The organism is Priestia sp. TRN 1309, from assembly GCF_050846875.1.
In the GTDB taxonomy this organism is placed as follows: Bacteria; Bacillota; Bacilli; order Bacillales; family Bacillaceae_H; genus Priestia; species Priestia zanthoxyli.
The window spans coordinates 153,862-167,754 of record NZ_JBOZGM010000002.1 but is presented as its reverse complement, the minus strand read 5'-3'; the positions used below and the strand labels follow the sequence as shown (position 1 = coordinate 167,754).

The window sequence follows — 13,893 nt, the reverse complement described above, 5'->3', positions numbered from 1 at the left end:
AGAGGTGAACCTCTGCACGGAAGCATTTTTCTTTTAGTTAAGATCGATTGATGGCATATACAACAAATAAAACTATATCTAGCAAAATCATGACAACACCGACAAGTAGCCAGATGTTTCCTTGAGTCTTTTTCTCTCCTTCTTGCATTTCAAGCGCTCGAATAGCAAATACAATTCCAAGCGTAAACACAAGGAAAAAAAGCTGACGGTAATCAAAAAACGACAGTACGACAAAAATTAAGGTAAAAAACACCATAATCATTTCTAAAATTCGATAAGGCTGCTTTTGACATGCTAATAATAGTTTCATTTCTTGACCTACTTTCATCCCGTTTCTAATAGCGTTATTTTACTATTAATTTTAAATGAGATGTTAGTGTTTCGGGCACTGTTCACTGTTTTGTAACAAAAAAAGCGTACGTTAGCTAAACGCACGCTTCTCCTTTTATTCATTTACATTTGGATTCATTGGATTATCCATCCCTGTTTTATCTTGAATTTTTTTATAGATAAAATACGTGTAGACGGCAATTAAAATGGAGAATGCCCACGTAACGGCTTGACGGAATACAATCATGTTCCCGTACCCTTCTACTCCGTACTTTTGAATCAATACGTATTTTACAATTGCTAAAAATACATAGCGACCTGCGAACAGTACTGTAAGCCAGTTCATCATTTTGAATAAATCAGGCTGGTGGAAGAGCTTAAGAGAATCTTCTCGCTTATAGCCCATTAAGTACGCCGTATCTACAAAAAAGTACAAACCAATTGGCTTTTTTATCACAATGGTAAAAAGGACAACTACAGCCAGTCCAATCATAAAGTATACTTGATTGTTTAACATCGTCGCTGCGTTTCCTGAAATTAAATCAATAATGGTACGTGCCAGCAGCGTAATGACAATAAACAATCCTGTTACGTTAAACTGGCGATCTTTAATAAATGTATAAATGGTATACACAAACGCTGGTGCTGTTGAAAGCAAAATGGCATAGTAATCACCAATAATGTCTTTTCCCTGATTCCATATTAGGTAAGGAATAGCGATATAAAAAAGTAAATCAAACCATACTCGTTTTGTATTGTTCATATATAACTCCTTTAAAAACGTTGTTCCTGCTATTATATGGGATACTACGCAAGAAAAAAAGGCTTTTACCTGGAATGTTATGAAATTTTAATCATTTATGTTTAGATCCAAAGCGACAGGGAAAACGATTTCTAGAAAGACTTCAAGAATTATAAACATCGAAACACTTGAGCAGCAATACATGTGCCACAAGTGAAAAATGCTGAAAGGATTGATTCATTATCGCACTTCACCTAACGTACACGTCAGAAATGGAAAAGGCCATGCAGCTTTCTCACGGCGTGGGGTATGCTGAATATAGCCGTAAACTAGACAAACGTCTACAGGTGGAAAAAGAACGGGAAAAAGATTATCAGGCTAGCAAAGATATACTTCGTGATATTAACCAGCATCGATAATAAAAAGCCGCTTGCTACTCTTGGTAGCAAGCGGCTTTTTATTTACAAATGAACCAAAATTATACATAATAAGGAAGTGCGTGTATCAAAGAAAGGAACTTACTTATTATGATGGAAAAATTACTGATTATTTGTGTATTTGTAGGAATTATTCACATGATTGAAACACTAGCCTACTCTGTGAGACTCGCGGGCTTGAAAACTGGAAAACTAGTCGTGGCCCTATCTCTTTTTAATATTATTGTCATCGTTTCAAGAACAGCTAATATGGTGCAAGCTCCACTGACCGGCAAATTAGGAGATGCGGTCCAGTCTAAAGAAGATTTGCCTGTTCTGCTTCATCAGCTTCAAACCATTTTGCTCGCGGCCTCTATTGGGACAATCGCAGGTGCTCTTTTAATTCCTAGCTTTGTATCAATCTTCTCTCGCATGATTTCACACTTAGAAGTAGCAGGATCTGTACCCAAAATGATGAAAAACATTACTTCCATACATACCCTTGAGAAAGCAAAAAAACACGTGAAGCGTCCTAGGTGGATTATGCTGTCTCAGCTGCGAATAGGCGGAGTGCCCAAGCGATTGCTTCTTTTAAATTTAATGGCTACGACCATTTATACAGTAGGTGTTCTTTCCACTCTTTATGCTTCTACGCTCGAGCCTACTCTTTCTAAATCGATTCTGATGTCTTCTGGTCTTATTAACGGACTAGCGATGATTACCCTTGCAGTGTTTGTAGATCCGCAAGTAGCCATTCTAACTGAAAAGGTAATGAAAGGTGAATCGACTAAGCAATCTATGAATAAAATGGTTGGTACACTCGTCATCTCTCGTTTATGCGGGACAGTATGTGCCCAGATTCTCTTAGTCCCCGCTGCTCTTTATATTGCGTGGATTTGCAAATTAATTCCCTAGAAAAAAGACTTCGTTTCAGAAGTCTTTTTATACATATTCTACTTTTTTGTACCTATAAACAGCAGCAATTAAAAGAAGAAAACAGCTCACTAATGTAACAACTACGGTATAGGTGACACTTTGTGACCAGTGCAATTGTTCAAGTATACGACCGGCGTATTGTGACAGCGCCGCAGGACTCCACTTTAATTGATTCGTAAACAAAGTACTTAAAAATGAAAGTGACGCAATAATCAAAATGCTTACTCCAGCAATTCCTCCGCTTTGTAAAAGAAAGGTTCCAGCTGCCACTAGCACGGACAAGATAAAAATCAGCCACAGGCTGTATAAAAGAAAGCTAACTATCATATGAGTCCAATCCACATGTGAAAATAAAAGATTTGTATAATACCACGCTGCTATATAGCTTATAAACGTTGAGCCAATGACCAGTACGATTTGCGCAGCCCATTTACTCATAATGTATTGAATGACGCTCACCGGTCTCATCATAACAAGTACAGCCGCATGATTTTGTCGTTCATTTGAAATCATATTCATGCTTGCTAGTACAATCAATAAGATTCCTATTGTGCTATATTGTGAAAGGACACCTTGCAATACTTCTTGACCGGTGGGCGTAGGAAGTTGAATAATGGCTCCTTTTGGCAAATTTCCTGCCATGTCAATGATTTGTGGCATATAATAATTCGTTAAAGGCTGTGTGATGCCTAGCAAAATTAGAGAGATGGGCAGCCAAATTGCTTTGCCGTTCGCAAATAATTCATGCAGTTCCTTTTTAAATAAGACTCCAAATATATTCATTTATTCATCACCTCTAGATACACGTCTTCAAGAGAATGCTGTTTTCGTTCAAATAAAACAAGATTTGCTTGTTGATCAACAAGCAGTTGAAGCAGCTGCTGCTGAGATGTATCTTTTACACTTACAGTGGCTTTATAAGGAGAATGAAACAGCACCTGTTCAATTGGTAGACTGCTAAATGATGCAGGGAGCCTTTCTTCTGTTTCAATCGTAAAAGCAGGATCCGCAAACTCTTGGCGCAGCGAACTCTTTGTTCCATTCCATTTCATGCGTCCGTTTTTAATCATAATCATGTTATCGCATATTTGTTCTGCATCATGCAAAATGTGAGTTGAAAAAAGGATGGTCGTATCTTTTTTTAATGTTTCGATAATGAGTAGGACATCTTTTCTGCCTTCAGGATCCAAAGCCGAAACGGGTTCATCTAAAATTAGCAGTTCAGGTTTATGTAACAAGGCTTGTGCTAAGCCCAAACGTTGTTTCATTCCTCCAGAAAAGCCTGCAATTTTCTGCTTTTCCTTTCCTTTTAAACCTACCGTTTCAAGTACTTCATCTATTCGTTGAGAAAGCACATTTTTTGAAATGTTAGATAAAAGGCCTAAAAAAGTTAAATACTGCTGAGGCGTCATCCAATTAAAAAACGTAGGATGCTGCGGCAGAAAGCCAATAAATGATCGTACGTCTTGATGCTGTTTATCTTCAAAAGAAATTTTCCCTTTATTAGGTGCAGTAAGACCTGCAATCATATGCAAAGTAGTCGTCTTACCTGCACCATTAGGGCCTAACAATGCTGCACATTTTCCTTTATCGAGATTAAATGAAAGGTTATCTACAACGGTTATATTACGGTACGTTTTTGTCAGTCCTTCTACTTGCATAAACATCTTCGCTCCACCTCACTGTTTTTTACGTCCTAAAACAAAATATAAAACGGGACCGACTGTACTTACACATAAAATGATGAGTCCCCATAACCATTTTGGTCCGTTTGTCTCTTCTTGCTTTATGCAGCTTATTAACGCTGGAATCATTAAAAGCAATTGTAAGAATAGAATTGGAGCAATTAACAACCAGTTAATGTCCTTCATTTACATCCCCCTTTTTTTCGTGCTGGAAGCCAAATAATAAAAAACCAATAAAAAAGCGTTGGCATTGGAATTTGAATCAGTCCCCATATTCCCCAAAACCATGGATGGGCGCCGCGTTTTTTTGCATTGATAAAAAGTAGAAAGCTTTGAAGAAGGAGAAATGGTGAAATAAACAGCACAATAATCCATTTTTCATTCATTATAAAAACATCTCCTTTTTTCGTTTATAGTGAAAAACGATAAAAGAAAGAGGCGCAACAATGATGCCAATTACCTCAATGGCGATAAATAAGGCAGGTATTTGTAAAATAGCCGTTGCCACTACCGTTAAAATAACAAGTGCTGTTAATGTAAATAAGCATAACTCTTTCCGGAAAGCTTTTTTCTGCTTTTGTTTTTGAATGAGAAGCTGTTCTTGAATTGTATGAAGAGAAATACGTTCATGACTTGCTAAACTCTCTAGCTGCTCCCAATCTTTTTTTAAAGAATGTAAGGACTGATTGTCATTTTCTTCCCTCATTCTTTCCACTCCTTTCTCAGTATATTTACTCCTTTATTTACTCTTGATTTGACCGTTCCTGCTCGCATATTCAGCATATGGGCAATCTCATCGTATGTATATCCGTAATAATGTCGAAGCAAGACAGGAATTCGAAAGCGTGAATCGAGTTCATTAAAATCGGAAAACATCTCGCTCCACTCCACTCCTTTGTATTTAGCTTTCCACTGAAGCTGATGCGATAAAGCCTGCTTTATTCGCTGAAGACTGCTTTTTTCACGTTTTTGCTTACGCAAATAATCCATGTACAGTCTTGAAGCAATGGATATCATCCAAGTCGAAAACTTTGCTTCATTTTTGTATGAAGAAAGATTCACGTAACACTTCATCATTGCTTCCTGACACAATTCACTGCATAAGTCCTCATCTAATGTCAGCTTTAAAAGGTATTTATATAAAAATGAATGATAGCGCTGAAATAATAATGAAAAGGCATCATCATCACCTTGTAATGCTTTTTGGACAAGGATGAAATCATCTTGTTCCAAAGCGGTCACCCCTCCTTTTTGTTTCATCACCTATATGACGCTTGAGCGATTGAAATCGTTCATTTTTTATATAAAAAAAACGCCCCGCAGGACGTTTTTATTTAGTACGAAGCATTTTTAATCCTTCTTCATCTTCTTCTAATGAATAGACTTCATCGTTTTTAGCGAATAAAACACCGTGGAAGATTTGAAGATCATCATCACAGGCTTCACAAAATTCCTTTTCGCCTTCGTTCCAAAAGCTAAAGAGCGCTAGTTCATCACTTCGCACGCTTGCGTATTTTTGATGAAATTCATAAATCATCATCGCGTAGTAGCGAAGCGCTTCTTCTTTTTTTTCAAATTCAATGGTTTCAATAATATCTTTTTCCCAGCCTTCTAAAAAAAGCCAAGGTTCACAATCACTTTTTATTTTATGAACTCTCCATTTATCTGTCATGATTGAACATCTCCTTACTTACAGCTTACTTCTAAAAATTCTCTTTTCCTTATTATTCAGCAAAAATAACTTTGAATCAAGTAAAACGGAAAAAAACGCCTATTTTTAGGAAATAGGCGCTAACAAGTTGGCTTAATCTGAACTTCTTTTTTATATTAGTAATAGCCCCTTAAACTATAAGGAACTAAACTGCCCGTATAATACTGGGTAACAGGAGGGAAAACGCCGGCTGAAGGCGTGATTTTCCCCCACCAAGATGGTTTTTTGCCCCACCAGTTATCCATCGCTCCATCAGGTGACACGACAAATCCAATTGGACGTGCAAAAGAAGGCATAAAATACGGATAAAACGAATACTGAAAAGGCGTGTAGAAAGAAGAGTAAAACATCTCTTTCCTTATCCGTTTCCGAAGCCGTTTTGGTCAGAACCATCCGGATCGAGCGTATTTGTATTAGAAAGTCCCGAATTTGTATTTACACAAATTCCTGTATTTGAAGACCCTGAACCTTGCGCAGTTTTACTGTTACTTTTTGGAGAAACATAGTACGTGTCGCCAAATGTAACGACTCCTCCTGTAACATTTGGAATCACTACATGATTAATAACAATCGGCATTATCCTCACCCTTTTTATTTTCATCGTGATGTAATATATGAATAATTTATCAAAAGGGTTATAAATTAATGGATATAAATAAAAAATCCCCCTGCAGAGTGGGGTATTTTTACGCTTTTACCTCTTTTTTAGAATGACTTAATTCATCTCGAAGAATATCAAAATCTCGTTCTGCTACTTCTTCAATTTTAGTATACAACTCATTCTCTGTTAGAAGTCCTTTTTCTTCAAGTATTTCGACAAGAGCCTTAAACTTTATTCTAGATAAAAGCATTTCGTTGACCGTGCTCTCTGTTGGACGTTCATTTTTCACTTGTTCTTTTTCTTTAACAGGTTCTTGCTGCAGCTTCACTCTGAAAACAATATTTGTATGATCTGTAATTTCAGGTGACTGATAAAATGTGCTATGCGAAATGTTTTTTAGTGTTAGCGTTTCTTTTGTCTCCATATTTGTTACTTCAAAGTACGGATCCTCAAAAAATGCATCATATTTATCATAAGCTGCTTTGCCTACAACCGAAAAAGAAAAGTTTAGCCTTTTCAACTCTTCACCTGTATTCGCATCAGTAATCATTTTTTCTTCAAACATATCAACGTGAAAATTTACGTTATTAATCATTAGTTGTGTCAATTCAATCGCCTCCTTCTTTATTAATACGACATGGAGTGACAAGTTCCCTGTTTTTTTATATAAAAAAACATCTCCCAAAAATGGGGATGTTTTTCAAAGAGCTAGAAAAATGCTTTTTTTAGCTCTACAATTCTTCTTCTGCTTTGTCGTATTTACGTTCGTGCGCCGTATCTTCTTCGTTATCACGAATGGTTTTTTGAAGCACAAAAGCGGACATCGTTAAGTATAATGTTCCAACAGCATAATAACCTTTTACCGGTAATGATGCATCTAAGGTATAAATTCCTATAAACATAGCTAATAGTGCTGTAATAAAAGCTGTCCATGCTAAAAATGTAAAAGCTGCTGTATTACGCTTTTTCATCGTATGACCTCCTCTTTTCCTTTTTCTGTTAAGCGTCGCTTTCATTTTACATTGTAAAATAATTGTTGTCATGGGTATTTATAGTCAGTTACCCTTTTAATCAGAACAAGAAACGGAAGAATTTAGGTCTTACATCCTATTTTTATCATAAAGCTTTTTTTCGAAATGATGAGATATATGGAATTTCTCTTTAAAAGTATGTTCATTCGTTTTCATTAAGAAAAGCTCCATTTAATTATTGCAATAAAAAAATCATCGCCGAGACGATGATTTTTTTGTTTAGCCTTCAAAGTATTCTTTATAAAAGCCGCCGACTTGGCCAGTGTTATCAACAACAAAATAAAATTCTTCTGTTTCGTTTTTTACATCATATGTTTTTCCTGCTGTTAAAACATTTTCAACCACGAATTTTTTTGCATCTGTATGTATGCATTTTACTTGTTTAATTGTTGGACGATCGTTCCATTCTAAATGAATCATGTATGTACACTCCTTTGTTTTCATTCAAGATTCATTTTATCTTACTTGAAGTAAAAAAGAAACGGAGCGAATTTAAAAATTAAAAAATTCGCTCATGCACTTTTTTTTTGGCAACTGTTGCTTGTACAAACTGTGCCGTTTGTGCAACAATTGTGTCTTTATCAAAATCCATCGACGCAACATGGTAAGAGTTTCGAAGCATGTGCTGTCTTTTTTCTGCTGATTGAATATGGTTTAAGATATAAGCTGAATTCTCAGGCGGTACTACGTTATCAACGGTTGATGTTAGTACTAAAGCCGGGCATGTTACATAAGATAAGCGTTCTTTTGTTTCGTCCATTAAAGAAAGCAGCTCACGCATAGAGCGCACTGGTACTTTGTCGTACGTAATTTCATGTACGTTTGGATCCTTAATATCAGGATGGTCTTCTTTTAAATAACGAGGCGTATGACGAGAGCGGTAAGGCTCCATTGAAGGAATGGACGTCATAGCCGGATTGATTGCAATAACTCCGTCAAGATCTAATCCTTGGCTTGCTGTATGAAAGGTGAGAGTGCCTCCCATGGACTGACCTAAGATAAATACATGACGGCATTCTTGCTTCAAACGCTGATACCCATTTAAAAAGTCTTGCTTCCATTCCTCGTACGTTGTTTGTTCAATATCATAGTAGTGAGTACCATGTCCCGTTAGTCGCAAACCGTACACAGTAAAACCTTTTTTAGCTAATTCTTTTCCGATATATTCCATACTTTGAGGAGTCCCCATAAATCCATGAGAAACAAGTATACCAATGTCGTTGCCTTTATAATAAAAAGATTCTGCGCCTTGAATTACGTCATAACGTTCCATTTTCTTCACCCTTTATCACAAATTTTCTGACTAAATGAACTACCTTTATAATACACCTATAATTCCTATAAGTCAACTGGGTTATTTATTTTTTTACGATTCAAAAAGAACGAAGCAAGAATTATCTCTTGCTTCGTTCTTTTTGAATATGTGGAAATACTAGCTCAGCAAACGTATATGCTTCTTCTAGATGCGGGTATCCCGATAAAATAAACGTATCAATTCCTAGCTCTTTGTACTCTTTTAAACGATCCGCTACAATTTCAGGACTTCCAACAAGAGCGGTTCCAGCTCCTTCTCGTGCTAAGCCGATTCCAGCCCATAGATTCGGAGCAATCTCCAGCGCACCTCGATCTTTTGTGCCGCTGTGCAAACTTGACTGTGTTTTTTGGGCAGTGGAGTCAAATGACGCAAACTTATCTTGAAACGCTTTGATCGTATCATCATTAACATGTTTAATTAATTTATCTGCAGATTCCCACGCTTCGTCTTCCGATTCTCTTACAATAACGTGCAGTCGAATACCAAAGCGAATGTCCCTGCCTTCATTTGCAGCTTTTTCTTTCATCTCATCAATTTTCGTCTTGATCACTGCAGGAGGTTCTCCCCATAACAAATATACATCTGCATGCTTTGCGCCTACTTCTTTGCCCGCTGGAGAAGACCCGCCAAAGTACAGCGGAGGATACGGTTTTTGGACAAGAGGCGACGGAATGTACGCACCTGTTACATCAAGATGTTCTCCTTTATAGTCCACTTTTTTTCCTTCCATTACATCTCGCCAAATCGTTAAAAATTCATCTGTTAACTCGTAGCGTTTATCATGGCTTAAATAGTTACCGTACGTTGCTTGCTCCACGGGATCTCCTCCCGTCACAATATTTAACATAAGTCGGCCGTTTGATATTTGATCGAATGTCGAAGCCATCCGTGCTGAAAGTGTGGGAGACATGACACCCGGGCGAAGTGCAATCAAAAACTTCAGTCGGTTTGTAACGGAAGCAAGTGCCGATGCAATCACCCACGAATCTTCACAATTTGAACCAGTAGGCAACAAAGCACCGTCATATCCTAGATAATCCAGCCCGTGTGCGATTTGCTTTAAGTAGTGAATATCACTTGTTCTACTTCCTTCGGTTGTGCCTAGATAATGTCCGTCGCCTGCTGTAGGGAAAAACCATAAGATGTTCATTTCCATTTCCTCCTAAATATTCTCGTATTCTATATAAAGCGTTTTCATATTATTTGTTCAATTCTTGTCCGCTAATTACAGAGATGCATTTGTATATTAGCGTATGTAATACGACTCTTTTTATTTATTAAATTAGTAAAATCATAATACCTGTTTAACCTATATGTCAAGTATGAATTGAAATAAAAAAACAAGAATTAAAAATAATTCTTGTTTTTTATTTCCTCATACGTGAAGCCATCGCATTAGCAAGAGTTGATTTTGTTGATATATTTTCAAACGATAAACCTAAATGAGAAGCGGTAATCGCGATTTCAGGACGTACCCCAGAGATAGTTGATTCTACGCCTATTAATTTTAAGGCATCAATCAGCTGGAAAATCTGATGAGCAACCATCGTATCAACAATAACTACTCCTGAAATATCAATATAAAGGTGATTCACTTGCTGTTCAGCACAGCGAGTTAACGTATTCTCTAAAATTCGTCGCGCTCTTGCCGTGTCGATATCCCCAACAAGCGGAAGAATCGCAATATGATCGCTCAATGGAATAACTGGGGAACTCAGTTCGTTAATCAGCTCTTTGTGTGCTTCAAGCAACCGTCTTGAATGCTGATGGTGCTCTTCAACAAATTTATAAACGGTGATATCAAACACGCGTACAATCAATTCGTTCCATTCGTCTAGTTCTTCTTGCGTAATATCTTGGTCATACGCTTCTACAAATTGATTTAAATATGTTAAATACTGTTTTCTAACTCGGAAAAATTCTCGAATAATATAATGAATAGGCGTTCTTACATGCTCTCCGTCTTCCGCAATCTTTAAAATCCACGTTTCAAATGAATCAAAAAATTCTTTTTCACTTTTTATAAATACATCGGCTATGTATAAATGAAATTCATTATTTTGACCTTTTAATACTGAAATGACTTCCGGATGAGTAGATGCATAAACCGATTCTGGGTCATTGTCTTCAAGGCTTTCATACCATTCTTCCGTTAGTTGATCTGCATGTTTTAAGAAAAACATTCGAAGTGCTTCATTTTTATTCAAAACAATTCCCCTTTCCATACGAGCTACTACTATCATTATAATTCAACTTTTTCCCCCTTACTAGTTTTATAAAAAGAGGAGAAAGAAAATTTTTTAAAAAATACGTTTAGTTTATTGATTTTATGCTACATTGAAAATGGCTATAAAAACACGAAGGAGTTTTCAAATGATACGAACGTTAGCTCTTATGAACGATAACAAACTTGTGAAACATATACAATTAGATCAGATTCACGACCCCTCTATTCAGTACTATTGGATTGACTTTAACTGCCCTTCTGAAGAAGAAGCGCTGCTGCTTCAATCATCCTTTCACTTTCATCCGTTAGCGATTGAAGATTGCTTTCATTTTCTGCAGCGTCCAAAACTCGATTATTATGAAGGATACAGTTTTTTTGTCCTTCATTCGTTAAATCGGCAAACGTTAGAAGCTGAAGAAGTTGATCTTTTTATCGGCGATAATTATATGGTTACTTTTCATTTTCACCCGTCAGCTGCAATTGATAAAGTATGGGAAAAGCTGCTTCATACACCTTCGATTCAAGAAAAAGGAATAAGCTACCTTGCGTATTCTGTGATGGATAAAGTGGTAGATGAATATTTTCCCACTGTATATCAAATTGAAGATGAGCTGAATGATATAGAAAACATAGACGCAAAAAAATCCATCTCTGTTTTAATGGAAGATGTATTTAAACTTCGAAGTGATTTGCTAAAAATCAGAAGAACCATTTTGCCTATGCGCGATTTATTGTACCGTGTTATAAATTCTGAACGCTTAGATGTTCATCCTGAACAAAAAAGGTATTTTAAAGATGTCTATGACCACTTATTAAAATTAGCCGATATGATTGAATCAAACCGGGAAATGACGTCTGATATGCGCGATAATTATCTTTCTCTTAATTCAAACCGAATGAATTCAATTATGATGACACTGACTGTTATTTCATCTATCTTTATTCCCCTTACCTTTATCGTTGGCGTATACGGAATGAATTTTGAAAATATGCCTGAGCTAAAGTGGCACTATGGCTATTTCTTTGTGCTTGGCTTCATGGGATTGATAACGCTTGGTTTAATTCTATGGTTCAAGCGAAAAGGCTGGTTTAATGCTGATAAAGAGTAGAAAGATTGAGACATACCGAAATCAATCCAATGTAAAGATGAATAAATTGGATAAGTGAGCTAGTGCTATCAATTTCCGCGGGCGGCCGATGAGTCTCCTCGTCGCTTACGCTCCTGTGGGGTCTCCCCTGTTCCGCTTTTCCTGCAGGAGTCTTCGCCTTGCTCTCCAATCAACCGCTAGAAATCCTGCATACATGAAGCCTACGTTCATCCTATCAATGAAAAAATTCGAAAGGTTTCGATTTCTACTAAGAGTATGGATTGATTGTTCGGCTCTTCCTTCAACGAAAATATGTTTGCCTAAACCGCCTTTCTATGTGATGATAACTAGTTATTTCCCGAAAATATTTATAAACTAACGTGCTTGCGTTTCCTTTTTCTGAAAAATTTCATAAGATAGTGAAAATAATGCTCAGAAAGGAGGCTGAAGTAGTGGATATTAAAGGCGAACACTTGCTAATGGATGCGTTCGAATGCGATGAAGTGATATTAAATGATCCCTCACTTTTAAGGCAAATTCTTATTGAAGCTGCACTAGATGCAGAGATGGAAGTTTTGCACTGTTATTTTCACCAGTTTACGCCCCACGGCATTACAGGCATTCTCGTATTAGCTACCTCTCACTTGTCTATTCATACTTGGCCGGAGGAAAACTACGCTTCATTAGATTTTTATACGTGCGGAGACAAAGAAATAATTGAAATTGGTTATGCGTTGCTGAAGCAATTAGCTTCAAAAAAAGCTGTTGTATATTCAATTTCTCGCGGAATTCAACACGTCGAAACGCCAACAAAAAATCGTCAGCATGCTGAAAGCACTCGTCTTCTCGATCGTGGAGATGACTCAGATCACGTTAGTCTACAGCAGATCTTATCAGGCCAGCATGACATTTTGTTTCATCAGAAAAACAGTATTCAAGATATTCAGCTGATTAAAGCATCTGATATTCGAATGTATTTGGATGAACAGCTGCAATTTAGTTCATTGGATGAACATGCGTACCATGAAGCTCTTGTACACCCTATCTTTGCAGCTTCCTTAAGTCCTCGCCGCATTCTTATTCTGGGCGGTGGAGATGGTTTAGCTTTACGAGAAGTCCTTAAATATAAGAAAGTTAAAGAAATAGACCTTGTGGAAATAGATGCTGACGTTGTAAATGCTGCGATGAATATAAAAGAATTAAAGAAGTTAAATCAACGCTCATTTGAAGATTCTCGTGTCACCGTTCATATTCAAGATGCTGTTGACTACCTCTCTTTGAATTCAGCGTTTTATGATATTATCATTGTCGACTTTCCAGATCCTACTAACAAAAAAATAAGTGCTCTTTATACAAAAGAATTTTACGAACTTCTCCAACGTTCACTATCGCGCAGCGGCTTGGTCGTGTGTCAGTCAAATTCTCCTAGAGACACACCTATCGTTTTTTGGAGCATTAATAAGACGATGAAAGCTTCTCAGTTTTATACGTTGAGCTACCACACCATTATTCCCTCTTTTGGAGATTGGGGTTTTCACATCGGCTCGAAAACATCTTTGTCTGCCCCTATACTCTCTACTGATGTTTCATCTACTACGCTGCCATCAGACTTTACTAAGTTAATGCGTTTTTCTCCTCATTCTCTTTCTAAAAAACAGTTTGCCGTTGTGAACTCTGCTGAGCACTTGGTTCTGCATAAAATATTTAAAAAAGAAGGCTTATATTTGTAAAAAAGAAAGCTTGGCTTATACATTCCTTTTCTTTTGACATACTAAGATAGTCTCGTCATCACTGCGCGTTAGAAAGGATTG

Annotated in this window: 21 protein-coding genes; 4 read left to right on the top strand and 17 right to left on the bottom strand. The window is 36.9% G+C overall.

Translation table 11 applies throughout. The annotated features are described in order from the left end of the window. Positions 1-37 precede the first annotated feature (37 nt). On the bottom strand, positions 38-310 hold the full coding sequence (locus tag ACRPLQ_RS08155; RefSeq protein ID WP_325077512.1) for a hypothetical protein: 273 nt from the start codon (positions 308-310) through the stop codon (positions 38-40). 135 nt (positions 311-445) lie between these two features. Then, positions 446-1,093, bottom strand: a complete 648-nt coding sequence (locus tag ACRPLQ_RS08150; protein ID WP_013057564.1) for a VC0807 family protein — start codon at positions 1,091-1,093, stop codon at positions 446-448. Positions 1,094-1,344: 251 nt separating this feature from the next. Between ACRPLQ_RS08150 and ACRPLQ_RS08145 the strand changes: the two genes are divergently transcribed. After that, positions 1,345-1,491 carry a hypothetical protein gene (locus tag ACRPLQ_RS08145; protein ID WP_014459567.1) on the top strand — a complete coding sequence of 49 codons (147 nt, stop codon included), beginning with the start codon at positions 1,345-1,347 and terminating at the stop codon, positions 1,489-1,491. A 108-nt stretch (positions 1,492-1,599) separates the two neighbouring features. After that, positions 1,600-2,403 carry a lipid II flippase Amj family protein gene (locus ACRPLQ_RS08140; protein ID WP_016764609.1) on the top strand — a complete coding sequence of 268 codons (804 nt, stop codon included), beginning with the start codon at positions 1,600-1,602 and terminating at the stop codon, positions 2,401-2,403. A 27-nt stretch (positions 2,404-2,430) separates the two neighbouring features. On the opposite strand, the gene ACRPLQ_RS08135 is transcribed toward ACRPLQ_RS08140, so the two are convergent. The 15 genes from ACRPLQ_RS08135 to ACRPLQ_RS08065 all read right to left on the bottom strand — a co-directional run bounded on the left by ACRPLQ_RS08135 (position 2,431) and on the right by ACRPLQ_RS08065 (position 11,010). Then, a complete protein-coding gene (locus ACRPLQ_RS08135; RefSeq protein WP_432235871.1) occupies positions 2,431-3,207 on the bottom strand; it encodes an ABC transporter permease in 777 nt (258 codons plus the stop codon). Continuing rightward, entirely contained in the window at positions 3,204-4,091 is an 888-nt protein-coding gene (locus ACRPLQ_RS08130) for an ABC transporter ATP-binding protein (RefSeq protein ID WP_432235870.1), read from the bottom strand. Before ACRPLQ_RS08130 ends, ACRPLQ_RS08135 begins: the two co-directional genes overlap by 4 nt. Before the next feature lie 12 nt (positions 4,092-4,103). Continuing rightward, entirely contained in the window at positions 4,104-4,295 is a 192-nt protein-coding gene (locus ACRPLQ_RS08125) for a PLD nuclease N-terminal domain-containing protein (protein ID WP_013057569.1), read from the bottom strand. Next, complete coding sequence (locus ACRPLQ_RS08120) at positions 4,292-4,495, bottom strand: transcriptional regulator (RefSeq protein WP_098625794.1); 204 nt, start codon at positions 4,493-4,495, stop codon at positions 4,292-4,294. Before ACRPLQ_RS08120 ends, ACRPLQ_RS08125 begins: the two co-directional genes overlap by 4 nt. Further along, a complete protein-coding gene (locus ACRPLQ_RS08115) occupies positions 4,495-4,815 on the bottom strand; it encodes a YxlC family protein (RefSeq protein WP_328141236.1) in 321 nt (106 codons plus the stop codon). Before ACRPLQ_RS08115 ends, ACRPLQ_RS08120 begins: the two co-directional genes overlap by 1 nt. After that, positions 4,812-5,369, bottom strand: coding sequence for an RNA polymerase sigma factor SigY (sigY, locus tag ACRPLQ_RS08110; RefSeq protein WP_232217030.1), 558 nt, complete (start codon positions 5,367-5,369; stop codon positions 4,812-4,814). Before sigY ends, ACRPLQ_RS08115 begins: the two co-directional genes overlap by 4 nt. A 70-nt stretch (positions 5,370-5,439) precedes the next feature. Further along, a complete protein-coding gene (locus tag ACRPLQ_RS08105) occupies positions 5,440-5,781 on the bottom strand; it encodes a DUF1033 family protein (protein ID WP_013057574.1) in 342 nt (113 codons plus the stop codon). Between the two features lie 155 nt (positions 5,782-5,936). Continuing rightward, complete coding sequence (locus tag ACRPLQ_RS08100; RefSeq protein WP_028412882.1) at positions 5,937-6,170, bottom strand: hypothetical protein; 234 nt, start codon at positions 6,168-6,170, stop codon at positions 5,937-5,939. An 8-nt stretch (positions 6,171-6,178) separates the two neighbouring features. Next, entirely contained in the window at positions 6,179-6,397 is a 219-nt protein-coding gene (locus tag ACRPLQ_RS08095) for a spore germination protein (protein ID WP_013083687.1), read from the bottom strand. 109 nt (positions 6,398-6,506) lie between these two features. Continuing rightward, a complete protein-coding gene (locus ACRPLQ_RS08090) occupies positions 6,507-7,028 on the bottom strand; it encodes a hypothetical protein (protein ID WP_028412881.1) in 522 nt (173 codons plus the stop codon). 124 nt (positions 7,029-7,152) lie between these two features. Further along, positions 7,153-7,392: a YiaA/YiaB family inner membrane protein gene (locus ACRPLQ_RS08085; RefSeq protein WP_013057577.1), complete on the bottom strand. Its 240-nt coding sequence runs from the start codon at positions 7,390-7,392 to the stop codon at positions 7,153-7,155. A gap of 279 nt (positions 7,393-7,671) precedes the next feature. Beyond that, complete coding sequence (locus ACRPLQ_RS08080) at positions 7,672-7,872, bottom strand: DUF6501 family protein (RefSeq protein WP_013057578.1); 201 nt, start codon at positions 7,870-7,872, stop codon at positions 7,672-7,674. Positions 7,873-7,951: 79 nt separating this feature from the next. Continuing rightward, positions 7,952-8,725: an alpha/beta hydrolase gene (locus ACRPLQ_RS08075; RefSeq protein WP_033579390.1), complete on the bottom strand. Its 774-nt coding sequence runs from the start codon at positions 8,723-8,725 to the stop codon at positions 7,952-7,954. Positions 8,726-8,846: 121 nt separating this feature from the next. Further along, positions 8,847-9,917 (bottom strand): FMNH2-dependent alkanesulfonate monooxygenase, encoded by a 1,071-nt coding sequence (gene ssuD / locus ACRPLQ_RS08070; protein WP_325077517.1) that lies wholly within the window; start codon positions 9,915-9,917, stop codon positions 8,847-8,849. Positions 9,918-10,134: 217 nt separating this feature from the next. Then, on the bottom strand, positions 10,135-11,010 hold the full coding sequence (locus ACRPLQ_RS08065) for an STAS domain-containing protein (RefSeq protein ID WP_049165233.1): 876 nt from the start codon (positions 11,008-11,010) through the stop codon (positions 10,135-10,137). A gap of 130 nt (positions 11,011-11,140) precedes the next feature. Between ACRPLQ_RS08065 and corA the strand changes: the two genes are divergently transcribed. Next, the gene (gene corA, locus ACRPLQ_RS08060) at positions 11,141-12,103 is read left to right on the top strand and encodes a magnesium/cobalt transporter CorA (protein ID WP_028412877.1); all 963 of its coding nucleotides are present in this window, start codon (positions 11,141-11,143) and stop codon (positions 12,101-12,103) included. A gap of 431 nt (positions 12,104-12,534) precedes the next feature. Then, positions 12,535-13,812 carry a polyamine aminopropyltransferase gene (locus ACRPLQ_RS08055; RefSeq protein ID WP_028412876.1) on the top strand — a complete coding sequence of 426 codons (1,278 nt, stop codon included), beginning with the start codon at positions 12,535-12,537 and terminating at the stop codon, positions 13,810-13,812. The last annotated feature ends 81 nt before the right edge of the window (positions 13,813-13,893 follow it).